Below are 23,919 nucleotides of genomic sequence, written 5' to 3'. Positions count from 1 at the left end.
TCGTATGTTCTCAAATAAAGATTACTCTAAAATGACACTTGATGAATTGGTGTCAGAAGAGAAAAAAATGAAATCACAACGAATTACAATGGCGGTGTTCATCGGTTTTTTAGTTGGCATTGCTATTTATTCGGCTACCCATCAAGGGTTTATTCTTCCTGTTATGCTGCTAATTGGTTCTTTTCTGATTGGCTCCAGGTATGCAAAAAAGCGGAAAAGCATCCAGGCAGAAATAAGCAGCAGAAATACCGTTCGTTAATTCGCTTCGTAGTGCCTGTTTCCTCGGACAGGAAGTTGGACCTCCCCTTAACACCGCGTTTCGGCTGACAGTAACGGCCAGCGTTTTCAGGTACGTTACTGCGTCTTCTCCACCACGCCCCCCTTCCGGCTGTCGACCGAAACCGTGTATTTTCCGCTCCCTTTCACAATCCAGCGAACCTGCACGTAGCCCATGCCCGGAATGTTCGGGACTTCAATCGTGGCCGGATTGTTTTTTTGCTCCCGCGTGATGTTCAGATCGGCGTTTTCCACAATCATGGCCGCCAGCGGACTGGCTCCTTTCAGCGTAATGTAATCGGGCCGTTCGATTTTGTATTTGATGTCGTGCGATGAATGCGTGGGAATCACGCGCTGGTTGATCACGATGGCCGTCACTTCGGTCAGCCCATTCCCGAGCGGTTTTGACGTAATGGATTGCACATCCAGCTTCGGTGTCTGATGGGCGTGAAAAAGCGTGAACGACATGTTGCGGTGGGCGTCTTCTTCCAGCATAAAACCGGGGTGGTTTCGGATGTAATTCTTCTTCGGACCGCCGATTTCGATGTCGCCGTACTGTGGATGTTTGAACGGTTTCCAGGTCACATAGGCATCGTCGAACAGCAAATACTTGCCAAACTGGTTAAACTCATCGTTCTGAGTTGGTTTTTGCCGGAACAGCAGATACGGCGTCATCAATTCCGTCGAGAACGTAAACACGCCCCGACCCAGCGCCAGCCAGTCGATTTCCCCACCATAAACCGTATACAAGTCTTTGTAAATCACGAAGTAATTGTAACCGGGAATGATTTTCTCACCGGTTTTCCCGATCACATCATACACCGCCACATCGCTTGGATTGTAAAATTGCTGATCCTCTTCGGCGCCCGGCCCGCGCAGAAACATACCGCCGTAATTGTGGTAACTCTGCGCTCCGGCGATGTTCGGATGGTTGATAATGAACTTCTTGATGGCCTGCGTTTCGGGCAAGGTTCCGGGGTAGAAAAGCGCGCCGTTCTGCACGTAATCGGGTTGCCAGTTCCAGGCCCAGTCGCGGTTGGGGTCGTAACGTCCGGCCAGATCTTCGTTCACCTGCCCGTCGCCGTCGTTATCGATGCCTTCGTACCCCAGAATTTCGTATTCGCCCGGTTCGTCGGCTTTGGCCGGAATCATGCGCGTCGGGTCGTTCGGGTCCTGTTTCATGCGGCCCAGTGGGGTTTTCCGGCGCATCAGCACGATGTTCCCATCGCCGTCCAGATCATCGTATTTGTCCTCGTCAATTTCACCGTCGCCGTCGTCGTCAAACGGCATCATCCCCGAGCGGGGCGAGTTGGGATTGTTCGGATTCTTGATGAAATCCTCCCGCGCGTCGAGGTTGATGCTGGGCGCAATGTAAAACACCTTGTCTTTCAGCAACTGCGTCGTAAACTCGACCGTACCAAAATTTTCGGCCAAGTACCAGGCCGTATACATCGCGATTTCCGAGCCTTGTAACTCATTCGAGTGAATGTTGCCGTCGATGTAAAAACCGGGTTTGCGCTCGACGTTCCCGGTTTTGAAATCACTGACCACCAGCACCCACAAATCGCGGCCCTGAAACGTTTTGCCCATCGACTCGATCTTGACGAGGTTGGGATGCGCTTTCGCCATATCCTGGCAAAACTTCGTAATCCCGGCGTAGTCGTTGTAATGGTTCCAGCGCATCGGCACCTTCGGATTGGCGGGCGAACCCACAGCCCGTAAACCGGTCAAATCATCGTTCTGAGCCGGTTTCTGCTGCGCGAAAGTCGTGGTCGATAAAAGTATACAGAAAAGTACAAATAGCTTTTTCATATCTTGTTTCTCTGATCACCTCTGATTTACCCTGATAAACTCTGTGTAACAATTATATCTCAGGGTTTATCAGGGTAAATCAGAGGTGATCAGGGGTTTATTTGAGGGTTATGTCGATTGATTTGGTGCCAGTCATGGCGTTACCGGCTTCGAGGTTGGCGCGTCCGGTGCCGGAGACGAGGAAGGTGACTTCCATCGACTCGCCAGCCGCCATCGGGCTCCGCAGAATCCGCTTCCGGCCCGAGACAACGGTCTGACCCGTACTGGTTTTGAGTTCGATTTTCATCTTCGGCACAAACCGCACCCGGTCGCCGATTTCCGAGCCCGTCGGCAGCAAACCCCGGTTGATCACCTGCGCCGTGACGCGCGTCAGACCACCCGACAACGCTTCCGTCCGCAGATTCACTACGTCGATCACGGGCATTTGACGGACAAACGCCGTCATGAATTTCAGGTGTTTATCGGCGATATCGTTCAGAAACGAAACCGGCGGATTCAGTCGGGCAAAGGGCGAAATACCGCCCACTTCCGCTTTATGGCCCGGGAAATCGGGGTGTTCGATGGGTTTCCAGTCGACAAAAACATCGCTGACTTTATGGACATCGGCCCATTTCAGGAATTTGACATCGTCATTATCCGACGGTTTGGGAGCGGTTTTTCCCTTCGTGGTATCCGCCGGAGCCGCAGCTTTGGGAACCCACCAGCCCGGCGTCGAAAAACTGAATCGGCCGTAATGGTAATAAGCGGTTTGGACAAAATTACCCTTGGTCGGCGGCATCGGTGGAGCATCTTTCAGCGCCGTCTGGCTGTTATAAAGTTTCGAAACCTGATCGCCGACGGTGGCGTCTTTCTCCATGACGCCGGTAATGATGCGTTTGGTGGTTTTCGTTCGATCGAATTTCGGTGCTTCCGAGAGGTTATTGTGGGGGCTGAACGTAAAAACCGCATAGACGTTCGGGGCTTTGTACAGAAAATCGAGCAGCGCCCGGTCTTCCGGTTCCGAAACCGCCATTTCGCCCGAACCCGGTACGAAAATGGGGTAATCGAACGTAAAGTTTTTGTCCAGCGCTACACCGCCCGCGCCGTCTTCGTTGAAAGCGCCATCCTTGTCGTTGTCGGTTCCTTCCGAAATCACCAGATAACGACCGGTTTCCGCTTTGGCCGGATCGGCTTTGACCAACACGCGCGGGTCTTCTTTGCTGGGAATAAAGGTGCCGGTCGGGTCTTCCACCCGGATTTGCGTGATCAGGCCGTCCTTGTTCAGGTCTTCAAACGGATCTTCGTTCAAACGGCCGTCGCGGTCGTCGTCGGTATCGGTTCCGTTACCGCTCCGTTCGTAGCGCGGTTTGGCCACAAACTGCTCCTGCGCGTCGGGATTGACGCTGGGGAAAATATAAAACGTCTTGCTGTCGAGCAACCGCGCTACGCTATCCTGATTGGAAGCTGCAAGGAGTTTTTCGGCCAGTTGAACGGCCAGTTCGGTTCCGGCCAGGTGCGTGCCGTTCAGACCGGCTACGAGGGCAATGGCTGGTTTCTGGGCAGTTTTTCCACGACCGACTGTCAACAGCCAGACGTCTTTTCCGCCGGGTGATTTCCCAATCGACTGGAGATTCGTCAGCGTACCGTAGCGACTGGTAATTGCCTTTAAGCGGGATGAAAGTTGGGCTGCCGACGGGTAGGTTCCGGCGGGTGGCGTTTGCGCAACGGCATTGAAAACAACGGCAAAGCAACTGGTCAACATCCCGGCCAGAATAACCGGAAGGAAACGGTGTTTCATGAAAAACGACTAAACAAAGTTCGAATGATGGAGCAAAGCTTTAAATTTAAATAAATTGCCGGAAATTCACCCTGTCAGTGCCGGGCCGACGTTCGATTGAAGACCCTGACAGGGTTTAATCCTAAACCCATGATCGCTGATCGCCGTACTTTCTTGCAATCGCTCGCCGGTTTGGCCGCATTGCTTCCAGTTACAAAAACCGCTCTGGCAAAAACCGGAGCCGCTGAACGCTCGCAGATTGCCTGCAACCAATACACCTGGCACACGTTTTACCAGCGGCAGGGCCGCAACTGGGCGGCTGACCTGGATGCGTCACTGGCCGATTTTGCCAAATCGGGCCTTGTGGGCTACGAACCGTCGGTGAATTCGGCGGACGAAATCCAGAAACTCGCGCCCTTGCTGAAAAAACACAAGCTGGAAATGCATTCGCTGTACGTCAACAGCACCCTGCACAAAGCCGATGAAGCCGATAAAACGCTGGCAACGGTAACGGCCATTGCCGATGCTGCCCGACCGCTCGGTTTGCGGATTGTGGTGACGAACCCCAGCCCGATCAAGTGGGGGAGCGGGGAGGACAAAACCGATGCCGATCTGGCCATTCAGGCGGCTAATCTGGATCGGCTGGGAGCCGAACTGAAGAAACGGGGCATGGTGCTCGCGTACCACACCCACGACGTTGAAATGCGCAACTCCGCCCGTGAATTTCACCACATGATGCTGGCAACCGATCCGAAGAATGTATCACTTTGTCTGGATGTTCACTGGATTTATCGGGGTTCGGGCAATTCGCAGGTGGCATTGTTCGACATTGTGAAACTCTACGGTAAACGGATCACGGAACTGCACCTCCGCCAGTCGAAAGGCGGCATCTGGAGCGAAACGTTCGGGCCGGGCGACATCGATTATCCGCGACTGGCGAAAGAGCTAAAAAGTATTGGAATCCGCCCGCATCTGGTGCTGGAGCAGTGCATCGAGAAACAATCGCCCAACACGATGGACGCCCTCACCGCCCACCGGCAGGATCTGCAGTATGTGAAGGAGGTTTTTGGAAGTTGAAAACGTACCCACGGACTTCAGTCCGTGTAATCCCGATAAATGTTAGAATCAGGAATTATAGTGATTTCACGGACTAAAGTCCGTGGGTACGTCAAAACCAATTATTCTTCTGCCAGCGTTTTGGAAATATTCATCCGGTAGACGCCCAGCGCGGGTAAGGCTGCAGCTACAATGCCGATCAAAACGGCAACGCCGAGAACGAGCCATTCTTCAGGTAAAATACTGAGGTTGTTCAGGCTGTAGTGAAAGTTACGTTCGGCCCGCATTGAAAATAATAGTAAACCGATGCGGCTCATGATCAGGCCCAATAGAAAACCGATCAGCGAAAGCGTCAGCCCTTCCAGCAGCAACATGCCAAACAACTGTGTGCGTCCGGCACCCATCGACAGCATCAGCGCCATTTCGTACTTCCGTTCTTTCAGCGAATTATAAAGCGACACAAACACGCTGATGCCCGCAATGAGCATGATGGCGACGGCCAGCCCACGCAGCGTATCGACGCCGATGCCCAGCAAATCGAACAGGCGGTTGATTTCGATGGACGGCAAAGCCGCCTGCAATTTGGAGTTGTTGTTGATGCCCCGAGCGACCATCATCCCCAACGGATTCCGGAATTTGATCAGCATGCTGGTGATTTCGCGGGGCGCTTCGGCTTCGTGATCGTGGTCTTCCTCGGCGTGTTCCTCAGGCTCCTCACCTTCGTGTTCGTGCTCTTCGTGGTGTTCATGAATCGCCCAGACACTCGATAAGGGCGTCAGAATCAGTTGGTCGATGACGCTGCTGCTTGGGTTAAAAATACCGACGACTTTGTACTTTGTAGCGCCGTGTTCTTCGCCATTGCCGTCCAAACCGTGCGAACCGGAAAAGGTATCACCAATTTTCAACCCGGTCGTTTCGGCCACGCGGGCGCCGATGGTCGCTTCCAGGTCTTTCTGAAACAGAACACCTTGTCCGACGGTCGCTTCGAAATGATCGACGTATTGTTTGTTGGTACCGACAATCCGGAAGGTTTTGTAGCTATCCCCCATCGACAGCGGAATGGCGGTTTTGATCATTGGATTGCGGGTCAGCCGCTCAGCTTCGTCCAGCGGAATGTTGCCCGTCGGCGAGTCGATCTGGTAGATACTTGACAGAATCAGTTGCAACGGGCTGCCTTTCGCGCCCAACACCATGTCGATGCCTTTGACGTTGCGGGAAAACTGCTCGTCCAGTTGCTTGTTCAACAGCAGCAGCAGCGAGATAATCGTGATGCCCAACGTCATCAATAAACCGCTGAGGAAACTGCTGAGCGGTTTATCTTTCAGATTGGCCCAGCTTATTTTAAAAAGATTCATATCCAGTTAGTCCATTCTTAGTTTAACGTTTATGGTTATGAGTAGTCAGCTGACTTTCAACTATAAACCATACACCCTAAACTATAAACTTATAAATTCACCTGATTCGAGAATTCGTCTTTCAACCGTTGGTCATGGGTTACCACAATCAAACTCGCTCCGATTTGCTCGGACTGTTCGCGCAGCAAAGCCACCACACGGGCGCAGTTGACATCGTCGAGACTGGAGGTGGGCTCGTCGGCCAGAATGACCCCCGGTTTGTTCATGACGGCCCGCGCAATGCTGACGCGCTGCTGTTCGCCCTGGCTCATTTCGTGGGTTTTCTTGTTGAGATGGTCGGCAAAACCCAGGTGGGCAGCCAGTTCGCGGGCGCGGTTTTTGTCCTGCGGATTTTTGGCTAAATAGTTTGCCAGCAGAAGGTTATCCATCACCGACAGCGCACTGACAAAATGCGGTTTCTGGTAAATAATCCCCACATGAGCCGCCCGAAAGGTGGCGGTTTTGGAAACCGGTAACTGCGTCAGATCGGTTTGGTCGATGGTGACCGAGCCTTTTTCAGGCCGAAGGAGCAACGCCAGCAAGTGGAGCAGCGTGGTTTTCCCCGTACCGGATTTCCCCAGAATCAAAACCGCTTCGCGATCGTTGCAGCGAATGTCCGGAAACGAGAAACGCTTGGTCGGTGAGTAAGCGAAGGTCAGTTGATGCGATTGAAGCATACGGCTAATATCATCAAATTTTTTCGAAAGATACGTAGGTTTGTAGCGTTATTGCGTTCCATTTTGATCATTCCATGAAGCGAATTGCCATTTTTGCCTCCGGCTCTGGCTCCAATGCGGAGAAAATTGCCGGTTATTTAACGGATCATCCCGACATTGAGGTCACGCTGATTCTTTCCAACAACCCGAAAGCCGGGATTATCGATCGTGCGCGCCGGGGTTTTGGCTCCGATCAAAAACTGCACGTGCCGGTTTTGGTGTTCGATCGAAAGACGTTTTACGAGAGTGACCGTATTGTACAACTACTTCAGAAACAGGAAATTGACCTTATTGTATTAGCCGGTTTTATGTGGCTTATACCGGAAGCTCTGGTGAAAGCGTTTCCTCAAAAGATGATCAACATTCACCCGGCCTTGCTGCCGAAATACGGCGGAAAAGGCATGTACGGTCATTTTGTGCACGAAGCCGTGGTGGAAGCCGGAGAACTGAAATCCGGGATTACCATTCATTACGTCAATGAGCAGTACGACGAAGGCAACATTCTTTTTCAGGCTTCCTGCGCACTCGAGCCGTCGGATACACCGGAAGATGTGGCCCGAAAAGTGCAGGTGTTGGAACACCGATATTACCCGGAAATTGTGGAGAAAGTGTTACTGAATCATGAAATAACGAATCATGAATAACAAATATCGAATAGCGAAGTGGGGGCAGTACGGTTTTGTGGGGTTAGTCGTCCTGATGACGAGCCTGGCGGGGTGTTTTCGGCCGGCAATTCCGATTTCAATGTCGCCCCATTATCCGGTGGATGTGTTTTACGAGAATCAGCAGCCCGACCGGCCGTTTACGGAACTGGAATGGCTGGAATACAAGGAAGAATTTCCGCTGGCCGATCAGCAACAACCGCAAAAGGGACGGATGGTCAAACGGGGAAACAACATCGAGCAAAAGGAATTACTGCTGGCCCGCTTGACGATGCAGGCTAAAAAAATAGGCGCCGATGCCCTGATTGCGGTTCGGTATCAGTATTATACGTCGGCAACCGTCAACGGATATTCGATGCGGGGCATGGCCGTCAAGTATCAGAAGGAGCGGGAAGTGGGGCAGTAAGGCTTACTTCACCTCGTCATAATCCACGTATTCCCCGCCTTTCAGCTTGGAATCGGTGGCGCCGGGAGTCGTGGTATAAACGCGGGTTTCGCCTTCGCGGCCTCCCCGATTAAAACGTTCATTGGCTTTCCGCTGCTCTTTCGCGATTTGTCGGCCGACGAGCAGCCAAAAGAAAAACCGTCGGACCGGCGGAACGAAGGCGATGAGGAGCAGCAGAACGAATAAGAATTTGAATAGCATGCGGAACGACTGGGCTGTTCGAATTATGAGATAAAGATATAACGCAAAAGGGAAACAAACAGTTGCTCTACTGTAATTATAAAAACCTTAAAATTATCGTCCCCCGAAACGTTTCGTTATCTTTACTAGCAAATCAACACACGGATCATGATTACAATGCCATCACAATGGGAAAATCAGTCCGGTCAACCATTACCAACGACATTTCAGACAGTCGAAGAATTTGAACAGTGGCAGCGCCAATCTGTTACCGAAGGCAGTTTTGAATTTGTACGAGGCCGGATTCTTCCGAAGGAATCGATGAAGCAGGATGAAATCTATATTGCCAATTTTCTACTACGAAATTTTGTACAAACAACGTATTTCCAAAAAGGTGATCTCCTGATACCAGAAACCGATTCGTATGTGGATGGATTTAGAAAGCGGATTCCGGATTTAACGTATTTTACGGCGGAACAATTACAAACCATTCGCCGGGGCGAACGGGTTAAAACCGCATTTGCCATTGAAATTCTGTCGGATTCTGAAACCTACGAAGATGTCAATGACAAGATTCAGGATTATTTCGATGGTGGCGCACAATTGGTCTGGTACATTGCACCCAAACGACAGAAGATTTACGTTTACACCTCTCCCGATGAATCCAAAGCATATAAAGGTAACGATATCATCTCAGCGGCTCCGGTAGCTCCGGACTTTCAGTTTAAGCTGGCAGATTTATTTTCCTGATTGGCTTTACAACGAGTTGGTTTGATCAGGAATCATAGTAGCTATCTACCATTCTCAAAGTCACTATGAAAAAGATACTACCGCTGCTAACATTACTGTTAATCACCTGGGGCTGTCAGCCCAACGAACCGAAACATCCCATCGTGGGCGACTGGCGCTGGGTTTCATCAACCGGCGGAATAGCGACTTTGCACCTAAAACCCAGGGACAACGATGTACGTATTTTGCGGTTTAAAGAGGATGGAATATTTGAGGTCTATAGCAATCAGGCTTTATTATATTCCGGAAACTATCAATTAATCAACGCAAAAAGTATTTACAATGCCGACAAGGAACCAGGTATTAGTGTTAGCAATTTCGTAAGTCAGAAGAAAGATACAATCAATTTTTACCCATTATACTTAATGAATGGGAATAACAGTATAATCAGAAAAGTTTCAACTAGAGAGCTGGAACTGGCGGATAATTGCGATGATTGCTTTCGACACACGTTTACAAGAGATTAAAGCCATATACCCAGAGAATCATATTCTTCCTTGTTGAATGTAGAATTATCCTGGTAAAAAATCATCGTTTTGCCAAATTTTACCCTGAATCAAGAGATTTCCTTGAATATATCCTCCTCGGATTGGAATCCAGCTTCTTCGGCAACTCCTTTCATTTCCTGACGTATCTGATTAACTTTTTCCAGGTACAAATAATCGTCAATAATCTTTTGAATCAATTTTTCTGACGATAAGTTGAGCTGCTTTGATTTCTTTTCCAAGTCATCAAACGCATTTTCTTCTATGGAAACGGTCAGAACGGTCATGATTCTGTTTTTAGTAAATATCCGATTCCTTAACATAAAAAACAAAAAAACCGTTGAGCTTCCCCCTGGTAAGTCGCTCAACGGTTTTGGATTACAGAATCGCTTCTACCGGCTCAGATACAAATTCCGCTCGGAATACACCTTCTGAAAGAATTCATCTTCCAGATCGTCGATGAAGTAAATGCCTTCACCGGTCGACTTCATTTCCGGGCCCAGTTCTTTGTTCACATTCGGGAATTTACTGAACGAGAAAACCGGTATTTTGATCGCGTACCCCTTCTTCACCGGGTTGAAATCAAAATCCTTCACTTTTTTCTCACCCAGCATCACCTTCGTGGCGTAGTTGACATACGGTTCCTGGTACGCCTTGCAAATGAACGGCACCGTCCGCGACGCCCGTGGATTGGCTTCGATGATGTACACCACCTCGTCTTTCACCGCAAACTGAATATTGATCAACCCGACGGTGTTCAAGGCCTTGGCGATGGTGCGCGTATGGGTTTCGATTTGCTGAATGACAGTGTCGCTCAGGTCGAAAGTCGGCAGCAGCGCGTAGGAATCGCCGGAGTGAATCCCGGCCGGTTCGATGTGCTCCATCACTCCGATGATGTACACGTCTTCGCCGTCACAGATGGCGTCGGCTTCGGCTTCGATGGCGTTTTCGAGGAAGTGATCGAGCAGAATATTATTGTCGGGAATGTCGTGCAGAATCTTAACGACGTGTTGTTCCAGTTCCTGTTCGTTCAACACAATTTTCATGCTCTGACCGCCCAACACGTAGCTGGGCCGCACCAGCAGCGGAAAACCAAGTTCACGCGACAATTCGACGGCTTCGTCGGAACCGCGCACCGTCCCGAATTTCGGATACGGAATGTTGTAATCGCGCAGCAGCGCCGAGAAACGACCGCGATCCTCGGCCAGATCAAGCGATTCGTAATCCGTACCGATGATTTTAATCCCGTAGCGCGTCAGTTTTTCGGCCATTTTCAGCGCCGTTTGTCCGCCCAGCTGCACGATGACACCCACCGGTTTTTCGTGCATGATGATCGCGTGAACGTGTTCCCAGAAAACCGGTTCGAAATACAATTTGTCGGCAATATCCGGATCGGTCGAGACGGTTTCGGGATTACAGTTGATCATAATCGTCTCATAACCACACTCTTTGGCCGCCAGAACGCCGTGTACGCAGGAATAATCAAATTCGATTCCCTGCCCGATGCGGTTGGGTCCCGATCCGAGAATGACGACTTTTTTGCGCTCGCTGGTGATCGACTCGTTACCGGCCAGTTCGCCAACGGGCAACGCCCCGGTTTCGGGAAATTCACCACCCGCGCTCGGCAATTGCGGACTGTTGAAGGTCGAGTAGTAGTAAGGCGTACGGGCCTCGAACTCAGCCGCGCAGGTATCGACACACTTGAACACGCGCCGAATGTTATGCTCCTGCCGGAAATTATAGATTTTGCTTTCCTTCACCCCCAGCAAGTGCGCCAACTGGCGGTCGGCATAGCCTTTCTGCTTGGCTTTCAGGATTAAAGCGGGCGAAATATCTTCCAGATCAAACTGCATGATTTCACGTTCCAGCTCCACCAGTTCTTCAATCTGGAACAAAAACCACTTATCGATTTTGGTCAGATTCTGGATGGTTTTGAACGAAATACCGGCTTTGAACGCATCGTAAATATGGAACATGCGGTTCCAGCTCGGGTGCGCCAGGCTGTATTTGATGGCTTCCTGATCGGTCAGTTCCTTGCCGTCAGCTCCCAGGCCGTTGCGCCGGATTTCGAGGGATTGGCAGGCCTTCTGCAACGCTTCCTGAAAATTGCGCCCAATGCCCATCGCTTCACCCACCGATTTCATCTGCAGGCCCAGCGTACGGTCAGATCCCGGAAATTTGTCGAAATTCCAGCGGGGCACTTTCACGATCACGTAGTCGATGGCGGGTTCGAAGAAAGCCGAGGTCGAACCGGTAATCGGATTCGTCAGTTCGTCCAGATTATAGCCGATCGCCATTTTAGCGGCAATCTTCGCAATCGGATAACCGGTCGCTTTGGAAGCCAGCGCCGACGAACGGCTTACGCGCGGGTTGATTTCGATGGCAATAATATCATCGGTTTCCGGATTGACGGAGAACTGAACATTACAGCCACCGGCAAATTTTCCGATGCCGTCCATCATTTTGATGGCCAGATCGCGCATCTGCTGATACAGCGTATCGGGCAGCGTCATGGCCGGAGCCACGGTGATGCTGTCGCCCGTATGGATGCCCATCGGGTCGAAGTTTTCGATGGAACAGATAATGATGAAGTTCCCGGCACCGTCGCGCAGCAGTTCGAGTTCATACTCTTTCCAACCCATCACGCTCTGCTCAACCAGCACTTCGTGAACCGGAGAAGCGTGCAGACCGTTGTTCAGCGCCTTGTCAAAATCTTCCGGCCGATCGACAAAACCGCCCCCGGTTCCGCCGAGGGTGAAGGATGGCCGGATGACCAGCGGAAAACCGATTTCCTGCGCAATTTCTTTTCCTTCCAGAAAGGAACGGGCCGTGCGGCCTTTGCAAACGCCGACGCCCAGCTCGAGCATTTTCAACCGGAATTTCTCGCGGTCCTCGGTGGTTTCGATGGCCTTGATGTCAACGCCGATGATGCGAACGCCGTATTTTTTCCAGACACCGGCCTTGTCGCATTCAATGGCCAGGTTCAGCGCCGTCTGACCGCCCATGGTTGGCAACACCGCATCAATGGGCCGTCCCGCTTCCTGATGCGCTTTGAGAATCTCCACGATGGATTTTTTCTCGAGCGGTTTCAGGTACACGTAATCCGCATTGATGGGATCGGTCATGATGGTGGCCGGGTTCGAGTTGATCAACGATACCTCGATGCCTTCTTCGCGCAGGGAGCGGGCTGCCTGTGAACCGGCATAGTCGAATTCACACGCCTGACCAATAACGATGGGGCCGGAGCCGATAATGAGAATCGAACGAATTGAAGAGTCTTTGGGCATTACAGTGAGACAATTGAATAATGAATCTGAACCGTCACAAGCGACGAACCGACGAACAATGTGGGACGAATTAACGGCCCACAATCACTATTCCTGACCTCCTGAAACGTATTGGCCCGAAGCGAAAACAGGTTGGCAGCGCGACCGGAACGCAGACACAGGGCGAACCGTTTGGTAGCTTCCGAAGCCAATCTGTTTTGGTATGGTCAAAAATCCCACAAAATTAGTGGATGGAGACAAATTAGGAAGAAAAACTTTTAAATGTTTTTGTCGTTGCGCCCCAAAACCGTTGCGCAACGACAAAAACGCTATTTTTTAGTAACAAAGAGCAAATCCTGGTAATCGATCGTATTCTCACGACCCGGCCAGCTGCCGAATTTGACATCCCGGATGGTCAACCCGGCTTTTTTAAACGATTCGCGGGCGTAGGTTTCGTCGAAGGCAATCATGCTTTCGGGCAAATCCTGAATGTGCACCATCGTCTTTTCCGTGAAAGGCGTCAGAACGCGGTCGTATTTGTTTTTCTTTTCGGCGTTCAACCGGCGCGATTCGTCGTTCAGCCAGAACATCGTAATATAGCCCCGGGCACCTTTTTTCAACACCCGCGAAATTTCGGCCAGATATCGCTCAAAATCCGCTTCGAGCATGTGGGTAAACACCGAATTGAGGATGACATAATCGAAGGTAGCATCCGCAAACGGAAACCGCAGTTCGTGGCCCTGCATCGTTCCCTTCGGATTATACATCTTGTTATAGACATTCAAATGGTGAAAATTGAAATTCGGGAAACGCTTATGAATTTCCTTGTTACACCAATCGACGCCTTCCTTCACAATTTCAATCCCGTCATACGCACCGGTTGTCAGGTATTTGGTGAGCGGAACCGCCAGCCGGCCAATACCGCTGCCCACGTCCAAAACGCGGTCGGTCGGTTTCAGATCGCCAATCGCCACCATGCGATCGATCCCAAGCTGCCCCACCTTTTTGAAATCACCATCTCCGATAAAAATCATCCGCGACGGAGGAGTAAGCACATCCCGTTCACCGGTAATGATTTCTAATTGATCGATTACCGACATCGGAATTACATTTTTTAACGCCGTCTTTATCGGATTGGGAATCAAGCTTTTCAGACCCATTATTGAATGACTTTTGGTTTATATAGCCAGCAAGTTAAACATTAAAGCCATTATTTTGTAAACTTATCCCCAATTTGGCGTTTTGAAGTAAACAGTTTTTTATTGACCGGAAAAACAACAAACCTCTTGATCGTATGAATAGAATGATACGTCTGCGTGTATGGATTTTGATTGGGGTAGTTGGTCTGACGTTTTCAGGCTGTTATAAATACGAGGAGCGGGTTTGGCGCACCCCTTCCAACCAACCGGGTGGTTCCACCGGTACGCCGGGCACGCCCGGAACGTCCAATCCGGGGGCAGGCGGACCCGGCACCTCGCCCATTACCGGCTTGCCCAACCCACCGGCCCGACCTTCATACATCGACAACGGCTCGATCCGGTTGAGCGTCGACCTGAACATGGGTGGGGCCATCACCTATCTGGCGGCTTCGGGCAATGGGCTAAATCTGGTCAATAACTGGGACGCGGGGCGGCAAATTCAGGCGTCTTTTTATGCGGACCCCACCCCCTTTGCGCCCAACGGAAAAGAGCCGCACCCGCAGTGGAAAGATCTGGGCTGGAATCCGGTGATGTCGGGCGATGTATTTGGAAACCGCTCCAAAATCCTCGAAAGCCGCAACGACGGTCGGGAAATTTACATCAAAACCGTGCCGATGATTTACCCCAACGACAATGTGCCCTGTGAATGTTCCATTGAAACCTGGATTACGCTCGATAAAAATACCGTCAAGGTTCGGCATAAACTCAACAACAACCGGAGCGATACCAAACAATATTCGGCCAAACCGCAGGAACTGCCCGCTATTTTTCTAAATGCGCCCTATCACAACATTGTTTCGTATACGGGTACTCGTCCGTTTACCAACGATGTACTGACTAAAACGAACAGCCAGACGGTTTTCGATATTTTTGGCGGAAAAGAGGTACTGTCGCCGGAAAACTGGCTGGCGATGGTCAACGACGCGAACTGGGGGCTGGCGGTTTACAAACCCAACCACCAGTATTTTATCGGCGGCAGTTTCGGAACAGGCATTACGGGGGGCGAATACGATTTCACGACGGCTTACATTACTCCATCGGGCTACGAAATTCTTGACCATAACATTCAGTATCAATACGATTACACGCTGATTCTGGGCTCGCTCGACGACATTCGAAAGTATGTGTATGCGCAGCCCCGGCCCAAAACCGCCCCCGAATACCGCTTTGTATCCGATCGCCAGTCGTGGTGGTATTACCTGGGAACGGACAGTGGCTGGCCCATCAAAAATGAACTGAACATTCCGCTCGACAAAGGCAGTTTTCTGCTCATCGGGCCGGGCGAATTGTGGCAGGCTGCCGACATGCCGAAGGTCTATATCCGGGCGGCTTTCAAGACCGATGCCACCCAGGCCCGTCTTCGGTGGCAGGCTCCGAACGACCCCGAATTTATTGCGGAGCGGCTCGTCGACTTTCCGATTATTGGCGATGGCGAATACCGGACCTATGAAATCGACATGACTAAAGTGCCGGCCTGGAAAGGGTCCATCATTAAACTGGGTTTGGAACCGGCGCTGGGCGAGAAAGGCGGAGCGGGCAAATTTGCCAAAATTCAATCCATTTCATCCAAACCGTAGCGTTTCATGAAACTTCTCGTTGCGCTCGCGGCTGTTTTGCTGCTGAGCTACCGCCCGGCCTCCGTGACGGAGCGACCGGATTTTGAGCGGTTTTTTACCGAAAAGAAACTCAAAGGGTCTTTCCTGCTCTACGACCCGCAGCGCGACCATTATACCGCCTACAACTTTGAACGCACCCGCCAGCGGTTTTTGCCCGCTTCCACCTACAAGATTCTGAACACGCTGATCGGGCTGGAAACCGGTATTCTGAAAGACGAAAACTCGGTCATGAAGTGGGACAGCGTCAAGCGCAGCAACGAAAACTGGAACCGCGATCATACGCTCGAAACCGCCTATAAAGTATCGTGTCTGCCGTGTTACCAGGAACTGGCGCGAAAAATCGGTCTGAAACGCATGCAGGAGTGGGTCGCCAAAACCGGGTACGGTCAGATGGATATCACCGCCGAAAATCTCGATAAATTCTGGGTGGTCGGCACGTCGACGATTTCGCAGGAGGAACAGGTCGATTTCCTGCGCCGAATCCACGACAGTAAGGTACCGTTTGCCAAAAAGAACCTGGCGATTCTGAAAAAGATCATGCTCATCGACGAAAGCCCCACTGCCAAACTTTACGGAAAAACCGGCTGGGCCGTTACTTCCAATCTCAACATTGGCTGGTTCGTCGGCTACGTCGAAAAAGGCGATAAAGTCTATTATTTTGCCACGAACGTCGAAAGCCCCGAACCGGCCCCCGATACCTTTATCCCCGCCCGCCGACAAATCACGGAAGCAATTCTGAAACAGTTAGGAATATAAGTTAAGAGTTAAGAATTAAGAGTTGTGAACGCGTCAGCCAACTCATAACTCAATCAGTATCCCACGGCTTGCCCGTCTTTCCGCATTTCCGACGCGCCGTGGTAGACTTTGTTTACCGGGTCGGATTGAATGGCCTGATAACCGCCAAAGAAATCCTTCAAAATCAGGTGGTGACCACGCCGTTCCAGTTCGTCGCGCACTTCCTTGGAAATACCGCTTTCCAGCGCCAGATGACCGCCGTCCTGCATCATTGATCCGATGGGTTCGCTGCTACCGGAATGACTCATCCGGGCGGCATCCCCGGCTTCCTGCACATTCATGCCAAAATCGATCAGATTGCACAGAATCTGGACGTGGCCCTGCGGCTGCATTGCCCCGCCCATCACGCCAAAACTCAGATACGGTTTTCCCTCTTTCAGCACAAAAGCCGGGATGATGGTGTTGAACGGGCGTTTACCCGGTTGATATTCATTGGCATGACCGCTTTGTAAACTGAAACTCGTTCCCCGGTTGTGGAAGACAAACCCCAGACCATCGGGCACCAGTCCGCTGCCAAATTCGAGCATGTTGCTTTGAATCAGGGAAACCATATTTCCTTCGTCGTCGGCCACGGTCAGGTAGGTGGTGTCGCCTTCGCGGAGCGGAGGAGCGCCCGAATCAAACCGCTTGGCCGCCTGTTTCGGATCAATCAGCTTGCGCCGTTCGGCGGCATATTCCTTCGAAAGCAGCCACTTAAGCGGGATTTTGGAAAACGCCGGGTCGGCATAAAACCGGGCGCGGTCTTCAAAGGCCAGCTTTTTAACTTCGGTCAGCAGATGCAGATACTCCGCGCTGTTGTGCCCCAACCGCTTTACATCATACGCTTCGAGCAGGTTCAGCATCTGAAGCACGGCAACACCCTGGCCGTTGGGCGGTAATTCATACACCTCGAAACCCCGGTAGGTAACCGAAACCGGCTCGACCCAGGTGCTGCGGTTTTCGGCCAGATCTTCTTTTCGCAGATACATCCCGGTTTTTCGGGCGTAACGGTCGATGGTAGCGGCAATTTCGCCTTTGTAAAACGCATCCCGACCGCCCGTTGCCAGTTTTTCGTACGTAGCGGCCAAGTCCGGATTTTTAAAGATTTGCCCCTCTTTCGGGGCCTGCTGATTGATCAGAAACGTCCGGCGAAAATTGTCAAATTCCTGCACCGTCGACCGACTCGCTTCGAGCCGCCGAACGGCTTCCTGCCAGGAATACGCGATCACCTGCGGAACCGGAGCACCCTCACGGGCGTAGCGAATGGCCGGAGCGAGCAGTTGCTTCATGGGCTGTTTCCCGAAACGCCGGTGCAATTCGAACCAACCATCTACCGCACCGGGTACCGACACCGAAAGGGGGCCGTACAGCAGAATTGGCTGGTTATCACCCAAAACCGCTTTCAATTTTTCGGACGAAAGCCCTTTCGGCGAACGACCGCTGGCGTTTAAACCGTAGAGCTTTTTGTCTTTGGCCGACCAGACAATCGCAAATAAATCCCCGCCGATGCCGCAATTATTGGGTTCCAGCACGCCCAGCGCTGCATTGGCGGCAATGGCCGCATCGACGGCGGTTCCACCTTGTTTCAGGATGTCCAGCCCGATCTGGGAAGCCAGCGGGTGCGCCGTTGCGACCATGCCGTGGCTGGCGACGACCGGGCTGCGCGTCGCAAAATTCGGCCCGTTGATGCGGTCGCCTTTCCCGATCTGGGCCCAGGCCGACAACGAACCGATTACCATAAACAGGAAAAAACCGGTCAGGAACGAAGTGGCACAACGAATGATAGGCAGTTTCATGGCAGGTTAAGAAGCTGTTTGAGTTAGCTGGTTTTTAAACGAGAAAACCGTCAATCGGGGTTATGCTGTGTGCAACAACCTTATTCCTCCGACCTGACGGCCTCTCAAGGGGGCAGCAAGGTATTGAAAAACCGATTACCGTCAATGAAAAAGCATTTGGCCCTCAAGGGATTCTTGCACCCTCTTTTTATTTGATCAAAAACGGTATTATCTGATGAGATTTGCTTGAGTGATTTCTGCCATAGCAAACCGTCGTATTTAAGGATTTAGGACATTACCATATTAAAAAGTGTCAATGAAACTTTTGTATTAATTATATAGGATACTCCACTATTGCCCAGAATATACAGAAATGGCTCCTGTTTAATTTTAATTATTGAGCTATAAGTTCAGTGAGAAGAAAAAATTAGTAGATTGGTTTTAAAATTTTAAAAACCAATCTATGCACCCTATTCTTGTTACATTAATAAAAGAATCCATTGTTTTTGCCCGTGAAGTTCTCACCCAAACGTATTTTGTAAGGGCGCCACAAGAGACTATCAGAGAGACAACAAAAACCACCTACGTCCATATTCATGAAAAAGTATTGGATGAGGAAACTCTACAGAAATTTATTAATCAAACAACAAAACACCTTAATTCTATTATTGATGCTCAAACTCAATTGCTGCTTGAAGAAGCCCGTAAACAACGAGTTAGAGAAGCTATCCAGGATGTTCAAGCCAGAGTCCGTTCTCTTAAAATGCTGACAACATCGAAAAACCTTGACCCTAATATTACTATGCAGCTTGTTATAACTGCACTTAACCCCTTGCAAGTCAGTCTTGAAATAGCAAAATTTCGTATTCAGGATTATGGAGATCAGGATATTTGGGAAGCTTGTTATATTGTTGGAACATCTGCTCTTTTAGCTGGATATGCATTCTTGGGGCAAGATGTAAGTCGCTGGCAAGAAGAACTTTTCGCATCAATGTCGGATATACAAAAGAGGATTTTAAATGATACAGCAGTAAAAATATTACGGGCAAAAAAAGAAATACCGTGGGAAAAAGTGCAAAAACTACTTTCTCCTGAAGGTGTAGAGGATTTAATAACGGTTTATGAAGAATCGTTACTGGCTTCTGTTCCAGATATCAATAATTTAGAAGGGATAGCTATTGCTCAATCTATTAAAGAAATAACCGATACAGCAAGCTTGGAGCATCTGCTCACAGTTGAAAAGCAAAATAAGAATCGAAAAACCGTTATTGATCTTTTAAATCAGCAAATACAGTTAAGGAAGAAAACTAAATAATTGGGGGGAACCGTAAAAGCGGTGCGTATCTTTCTGATTACTGGACAAAACGCCATCTGACCTTTAGACAGGCATCAAACCAAATCTTCATCTGCTTCAAAATGGTTTCAAAATCTAATACAGGCGAACTGCTCGCCTGTATTAGATTTTGAAACCATTGAGCTGGACCTGTTAGTCCAAAAACGACACTACTTAGTAAATGCCCTGAACCCTTAGAAGCTGTTTAAGTTAATGCCGAACTCATATTTGGCGAACTTTAAACAACCTTAGCTATAACTGCTTCTAAGGTTAATATTTCAGCATACAAATATACAATTTTGCTGCGGTGTCCGGAGCAAGTGTACAGGTATCGGTGTTCTTCCAGAAACCGAACGGCTGCTGGCTGGTGCGAATCTTTTTCTCCCTATATTCCGCCCGTCGACCGGTTTTTCAAACCTTCGTCCGCAAAACCGGTTGGATCAACAAAGCAAACAATCATGGCAGAAATCAAATTAGAACTCAATCAAAAAGGACACGGGGCTTTCAATCTGTTCGAGTCAGGCACTAAAATTGGCGAAATGGTGATCAGCATTTCCGGCAGCAATCTGACGGTTTATCACACGGAAGTGGACCCGGAACTCGAAGGCAAAGGCTATGCGAAACAGCTCCTCGACGCAATGGCCGCCTATGCCCGTGAACACGATCTGAAAGTAATTCCGCTCTGTCCCTACGTCAATGTCCAGTTCAAACGCCACCCGAACGACTACACGGATATCTGGAATAAGGAAGAAGTGCTATAAAAGGGAATGATAAATGTAAACCGGCGACCCGGTTTACATTTATCATTCATTTCTCCAACAGTTCTTTCGGTAACACCTGAATCGGGCGGATTTCAATATTCCGGTAAAATAACTCCGCTCCTTCCGACTGAAGTTGCAGTTTTCCTTTGGTCAGCGGAACCTCCAGGCCGTCGACAATGTGCCGGGCTCTGGTCACCACCAGATTGACTTTCCCGTTCATCACGTGCAGACAGGTGTCGCCGAGGCAGTAGAGTTCCAGCACATTCCACTCGCCGGACGGTTTTTCGTTATCCGGGCTTTTTACGCACCAGCGGCCCACCGGCGTTTTGTCTTTGAACGTCACGGGTTCGGCACCGGGCTGGTAAACGTAGCGTCCTTTTTCATCTTTTCGGGCCGAAATATCCGCCGACACATTCATCACGCCCCAGTAATCACCACAATCGCCTTCCTGAATCTGGAATTCCAGCGATTCCATCCAGAGATGCGCCGTTCCGTGGGGGCCAACGCTGTGGTACAGTAAACCGCTGTCGCGGGGCCGGTCAAGTTTGGGCGCCCACTTGAGCTGTCCCCATTTGAACTCCAGCCGCAGGTGGTAATTTTCAAATTCTGCCAGCGTATTGATGCCACCGAAGATCTCGCCCGACACCCGAATCGCCGGTTTTCCGTCGGTTTCAACCACCGAAAAAACCGCCTTTGGGTCATTGTTCAGGCCAAACGGCTCGGTTTTGGTCTGGTGTGGACGATCGAGGTACGATTCCCAGCCACTGAGATTTTTTCCGTTAAAAAGCGACGTCCAGCGATCCGGTTTCAGGGGCGATTGGGCCAGTGTGGCCGATGCGAGAATTAAAACAAAACCGGCAGAAAACAGTCCGTGTTTCATGAGAAGTTTGCCCGAAGTCAAGTGTTTCGACGGCTAATTTACCCATTTTTGGCCAAGCACAAACCGGTTTTTGCGGCAACGAGTACCCGGTTTTCCTCCTCAGTCTACCGGAACTTTCTTCTTCCGCCGGCGCAACCGCAGCATTTTATTGATGTCTTCTTCGGAGGTCTGGTCGCCGAGCAAAATGCCCCAGGGTTCCATGCCTTCGACGCGGTCGAAAATCACTTTCATGATCGCAATCGTCGGAATCGACAGAAACATCCCGGAAACGCCCGCCAGCGCCCCGCCGATCAACACGGCCACAATCGACACCAGCGCATTGATCCGCACTTTGGAACCGATGATAACCGGTACCAGAAAGTTGTTATCAATGAATTGTACCACCAGAAAAACGCCTACCACGCCGAGCAACGTTGCCGGTTCGGGATGATTTACAAACGTAACCGCCACGGCCAGGCCGGTTGCCACCAAACCACCGATGTACGGAATCAGGTTTAAAATAGCGGCAATGACGCCCATCAAAACCGCGTATTGAACGCCCAAAACCAGCAGGCCCACCGAATTGAGAACCGCCACGCAGGCCGTTTCGGTAACCAGCCCTACGACGTAACTTTGAATCACACTCCGGATTTCGCCCAACACTTCGCGCACGCGTTCGGTGTGTTCGCTGGCAAATGACCGGATGATGAACTGGATGAGCATGGACCGGTAATACAGCAGCAGAAAAACATAAATCGGAAGCAGCAACAACGTGCCGAGCGGCCCCGTGATGACCCCGAGCGTGTCGGACCCCTGCAAGGTATCCATCGTTTGTGCCTGGGCTTTTTTGAGGTACTGATCCTGCTGGCTGTAGCTCAGGTTGTATTCCTGCCGAATCCAGCGCCGGGCATCTTTGTAAAAATCGCTGAGGTTTTTCTGAAGTTTGGGCCAGTCATCGGCAAAGCGGGAAATCTGCATGGAAATGAGCATCGTCAGCCCCACCAAAACCGCTACGGCCAGAAATAGCGCCAGACTAATCGCAACGACCTTCGGAATGCCGCGCCGAATGAGCCAGGCTTCGACGGGCCGCAGTAAAACCGCCAGCAAACCCGCCATGGCGAACGGCACAATAATGTCCTGACCGAGATAAAACGCAGCCATAAGCAGGCCAATAGCCAGAAGGGAATGGGAAAGCCGGTGGTAGAACGGCGGGGGGGTAGCCGAAGGCATAGATCGTGAAGTTTACGTAAATTCTGTTTATTTCCCCGGTCACTCCACTCCACTCGTTCTGCTGCATTTCGGGACTGGTCGAACCACCTATTAACGGGATCGATCGGGAATTGTTAGGCAGAAGCCGGTCTGAATCCGGTTTTTATTCCTGTTTTTTCCTTTAACTAATAAACTCAGCGGTTTTCGTTCGCTAATTCTTTTATTTAGAAGGATTTCCAGTTGCAAAAAGAGCATTTTTCCGAAGTTCTGCAATCGCTTCGTTGCGGAGGTCTATTCACCGATTTTTTACTAACCCATACGCTATTCAAATCAAGCCACTCAGTTGCTAAAACCGCTACCGATCCTATCTATGAATCCACGCTGTTTGTATCTTCAAAAACCGGCACGGCACGGGGTATGGCTGCTGCTCCTGGTTGGGTTAATCACTCCGGTGCAGACCATTGCTCAAATAGACTTTAACCCCCCGGGAAAGGGCACTACGCACGTAAATCTGAAAATTGGCGGTTATTTCCTCATCTACGGCGGATTTGGCTTCAGCGCGGGCGTTGGTTTCTGGACTTCCTATAAACACCTGCAACCATCCTGCAATCTGTCGGTAAATGTGATTGGCAACAAAGCCAGCCTGGGCAACCGCGACCGCTACCTGACCGACTGGCAAATCAATACGGTTTTAACGCCTATGCTGACGTATGGCAGGGGGCAGGGGCTTTATCAGGAAATCAACCCGTTCTATTTTGGCACCCAGGGAACCGTCTACGCCAATTACCAGCATTCGGTTACGCTGGGCAGTAATTTTATCGTGATGCCCCGCAGCCTCGGACGAAACATTACGACCTTTCGCAACCGCACCCAGCAACTGGTTTACATCGGTTTGCGTTTCGGCGCAAAGGACTGGGATGTGAACGTCAACCTGTACGAAGATTTTTTGCCGTTTACGGATACGCCTTACGGTCAGGCACTTGCCGATAACTACGACCGGTTTTACACCGGTGGCGGCAATATTCAGTTCCGGACACGCTACCTGAAAATTAAGCAATATTCCGATGTATATACCGGTACGGCTTCCCGCGATCTGTTCGATAGCCCGGATTTGTACCATCCCTACAAAACTGATTTTTCGAAACAGCCGACCGATTCCATCGGCCGTGGCCCCCGACGTCGTCACCCGCGCTACGTGGCACTGGACCCCGGCCAGAAGTTGTTCAACAAAGGTCGTGATCTGACCGTTATTGAGCTGTCGCCCAACCTCTTCGGGTGGAACGGTCCGTTCGACAATCACCCCACGCTTCAGGTGTACGGCGGCTGGCAGGGCGGCAAAAACCAGATGTGGTCGCAGAATTTAATCCATAATGCCATCAAGATCGACAAGATCAATCCCACACACCCGGAGCCAGACCAACTCCGCCCCAGCGCCCGCAAACAGGGCCAGCAACAGGACCGGTATCACCGTTTTTTTCCGGCATATACGAAAAGTCGGTTCATCACCGGAGCGGGCCTGATTTTCAACACCATTCCACGAATTTCTACTCCCTGAT

22 protein-coding genes are annotated in these 23,919 nt (G+C 50.6%); 11 read left to right on the top strand and 11 right to left on the bottom strand.

The features are described 5' to 3' along the window. The first annotated feature begins 4 nt into the window (after window positions 1–4). A complete protein-coding gene (locus EHT25_RS13265) occupies window positions 5–259 on the top strand; it encodes a hypothetical protein (protein WP_124875199.1) in 255 nt (84 codons plus the stop codon). Window positions 260–354: 95 nt separating this feature from the next. Here the strand turns inward: EHT25_RS13265 and EHT25_RS13260 are convergent, their stop codons facing one another. Both EHT25_RS13260 and EHT25_RS13255 read right to left on the bottom strand, forming a co-directional pair. Next, on the bottom strand, window positions 355–2,088 hold the full coding sequence (locus EHT25_RS13260) for a M14 family metallopeptidase (protein ID WP_124875197.1): 1,734 nt from the start codon (window positions 2,086–2,088) through the stop codon (window positions 355–357). A gap of 97 nt (window positions 2,089–2,185) precedes the next feature. Continuing rightward, the gene (locus EHT25_RS13255; RefSeq protein ID WP_229311524.1) at window positions 2,186–3,865 is read right to left on the bottom strand and encodes a M14 family metallopeptidase; all 1,680 of its coding nucleotides are present in this window, start codon (window positions 3,863–3,865) and stop codon (window positions 2,186–2,188) included. A gap of 129 nt (window positions 3,866–3,994) precedes the next feature. Here EHT25_RS13255 and EHT25_RS13250 point away from each other — a divergent pair, with 129 nt between their 5' ends. After that, complete coding sequence (locus EHT25_RS13250; protein ID WP_124875195.1) at window positions 3,995–4,921, top strand: sugar phosphate isomerase/epimerase family protein; 927 nt, start codon at window positions 3,995–3,997, stop codon at window positions 4,919–4,921. A 101-nt stretch (window positions 4,922–5,022) separates the two neighbouring features. Here EHT25_RS13250 and EHT25_RS13245 read toward each other — a convergent pair whose 3' ends face one another. After that, window positions 5,023–6,255, bottom strand: a complete 1,233-nt coding sequence (locus EHT25_RS13245; protein ID WP_124875193.1) for an ABC transporter permease — start codon at window positions 6,253–6,255, stop codon at window positions 5,023–5,025. An 89-nt stretch (window positions 6,256–6,344) separates the two neighbouring features. Next, window positions 6,345–6,971: an ABC transporter ATP-binding protein gene (locus EHT25_RS13240; protein ID WP_124875191.1), complete on the bottom strand. Its 627-nt coding sequence runs from the start codon at window positions 6,969–6,971 to the stop codon at window positions 6,345–6,347. A gap of 74 nt (window positions 6,972–7,045) precedes the next feature. Between EHT25_RS13240 and purN the strand changes: the two genes are divergently transcribed. Continuing rightward, window positions 7,046–7,654, top strand: coding sequence for a phosphoribosylglycinamide formyltransferase (gene purN / locus EHT25_RS13235; protein ID WP_124875189.1), 609 nt, complete (start codon window positions 7,046–7,048; stop codon window positions 7,652–7,654). Beyond that, complete coding sequence (locus tag EHT25_RS13230; RefSeq protein WP_124875187.1) at window positions 7,647–8,078, top strand: YbjQ family protein; 432 nt, start codon at window positions 7,647–7,649, stop codon at window positions 8,076–8,078. Before purN ends, EHT25_RS13230 begins: the two co-directional genes overlap by 8 nt. Window positions 8,079–8,081: 3 nt before the next feature. On the opposite strand, the gene EHT25_RS13225 is transcribed toward EHT25_RS13230, so the two are convergent. Then, window positions 8,082–8,318, bottom strand: coding sequence for a DUF4834 domain-containing protein (locus EHT25_RS13225; RefSeq protein ID WP_124875185.1), 237 nt, complete (start codon window positions 8,316–8,318; stop codon window positions 8,082–8,084). Window positions 8,319–8,465: 147 nt separating this feature from the next. On the opposite strand from EHT25_RS13225, the gene EHT25_RS13220 reads away from it, so the two are divergent. Together EHT25_RS13220 and EHT25_RS13215 are read left to right on the top strand one after the other, a co-directional pair. After that, window positions 8,466–9,047 (top strand): Uma2 family endonuclease, encoded by a 582-nt coding sequence (locus tag EHT25_RS13220; protein WP_124875183.1) that lies wholly within the window; start codon window positions 8,466–8,468, stop codon window positions 9,045–9,047. Between the two features lie 65 nt (window positions 9,048–9,112). After that, window positions 9,113–9,553 carry a hypothetical protein gene (locus EHT25_RS13215; protein WP_124875181.1) on the top strand — a complete coding sequence of 147 codons (441 nt, stop codon included), beginning with the start codon at window positions 9,113–9,115 and terminating at the stop codon, window positions 9,551–9,553. Between the two features lie 89 nt (window positions 9,554–9,642). Here EHT25_RS13215 and EHT25_RS13210 read toward each other — a convergent pair whose 3' ends face one another. The 3 genes from EHT25_RS13210 to EHT25_RS13200 all read right to left on the bottom strand — a co-directional run bounded on the left by EHT25_RS13210 (window position 9,643) and on the right by EHT25_RS13200 (window position 13,937). Beyond that, complete coding sequence (locus tag EHT25_RS13210) at window positions 9,643–9,858, bottom strand: antitoxin (RefSeq protein ID WP_124875179.1); 216 nt, start codon at window positions 9,856–9,858, stop codon at window positions 9,643–9,645. Between the two features lie 105 nt (window positions 9,859–9,963). Beyond that, window positions 9,964–12,858 carry a carbamoyl-phosphate synthase large subunit gene (carB, locus tag EHT25_RS13205; RefSeq protein ID WP_124875177.1) on the bottom strand — a complete coding sequence of 965 codons (2,895 nt, stop codon included), beginning with the start codon at window positions 12,856–12,858 and terminating at the stop codon, window positions 9,964–9,966. Window positions 12,859–13,166: 308 nt separating this feature from the next. After that, a complete protein-coding gene (locus EHT25_RS13200) occupies window positions 13,167–13,937 on the bottom strand; it encodes a class I SAM-dependent methyltransferase (RefSeq protein WP_185731353.1) in 771 nt (256 codons plus the stop codon). A 194-nt stretch (window positions 13,938–14,131) separates the two neighbouring features. Between EHT25_RS13200 and EHT25_RS13195 the strand changes: the two genes are divergently transcribed. Continuing rightward, window positions 14,132–15,613 carry a hypothetical protein gene (locus EHT25_RS13195; protein ID WP_124875173.1) on the top strand — a complete coding sequence of 494 codons (1,482 nt, stop codon included), beginning with the start codon at window positions 14,132–14,134 and terminating at the stop codon, window positions 15,611–15,613. A 6-nt stretch (window positions 15,614–15,619) separates the two neighbouring features. Then, window positions 15,620–16,408, top strand: coding sequence for a class D beta-lactamase (gene blaOXA, locus EHT25_RS13190; RefSeq protein WP_124875171.1), 789 nt, complete (start codon window positions 15,620–15,622; stop codon window positions 16,406–16,408). A gap of 53 nt (window positions 16,409–16,461) precedes the next feature. Here blaOXA and ggt read toward each other — a convergent pair whose 3' ends face one another. After that, window positions 16,462–18,165, bottom strand: a complete 1,704-nt coding sequence (gene ggt, locus EHT25_RS13185; RefSeq protein WP_124876112.1) for a gamma-glutamyltransferase — start codon at window positions 18,163–18,165, stop codon at window positions 16,462–16,464. A 499-nt stretch (window positions 18,166–18,664) separates the two neighbouring features. Between ggt and EHT25_RS13180 the strand changes: the two genes are divergently transcribed. Together EHT25_RS13180 and EHT25_RS13175 are read left to right on the top strand one after the other, a co-directional pair. After that, window positions 18,665–19,516 carry a hypothetical protein gene (locus EHT25_RS13180; RefSeq protein WP_124875169.1) on the top strand — a complete coding sequence of 284 codons (852 nt, stop codon included), beginning with the start codon at window positions 18,665–18,667 and terminating at the stop codon, window positions 19,514–19,516. A 476-nt stretch (window positions 19,517–19,992) separates the two neighbouring features. Further along, window positions 19,993–20,295 (top strand): GNAT family N-acetyltransferase, encoded by a 303-nt coding sequence (locus tag EHT25_RS13175; RefSeq protein WP_229311523.1) that lies wholly within the window; start codon window positions 19,993–19,995, stop codon window positions 20,293–20,295. 46 nt (window positions 20,296–20,341) lie between these two features. Here the strand turns inward: EHT25_RS13175 and EHT25_RS13170 are convergent, their stop codons facing one another. After that, on the bottom strand, window positions 20,342–21,175 hold the full coding sequence (locus tag EHT25_RS13170; protein ID WP_124875167.1) for a 3-keto-disaccharide hydrolase: 834 nt from the start codon (window positions 21,173–21,175) through the stop codon (window positions 20,342–20,344). Window positions 21,176–21,274: 99 nt separating this feature from the next. Continuing rightward, window positions 21,275–22,384: an AI-2E family transporter gene (locus EHT25_RS13165; protein WP_124875165.1), complete on the bottom strand. Its 1,110-nt coding sequence runs from the start codon at window positions 22,382–22,384 to the stop codon at window positions 21,275–21,277. Window positions 22,385–22,733: 349 nt separating this feature from the next. Between EHT25_RS13165 and EHT25_RS13160 the strand changes: the two genes are divergently transcribed. Next, window positions 22,734–23,918 carry a polymorphic toxin type 23 domain-containing protein gene (locus tag EHT25_RS13160; RefSeq protein ID WP_124875163.1) on the top strand — a complete coding sequence of 395 codons (1,185 nt, stop codon included), beginning with the start codon at window positions 22,734–22,736 and terminating at the stop codon, window positions 23,916–23,918. Window position 23,919 lies beyond the last annotated feature (1 nt).

The organism is Larkinella rosea, assembly GCF_003858635.1.
GTDB classification, from domain to species: Bacteria; Bacteroidota; Bacteroidia; order Cytophagales; family Spirosomataceae; genus Larkinella; species Larkinella rosea.
The sequence above is the reverse complement of the archived record's forward strand: the minus strand, read 5'-3'. Positions and strand labels throughout refer to the sequence as shown.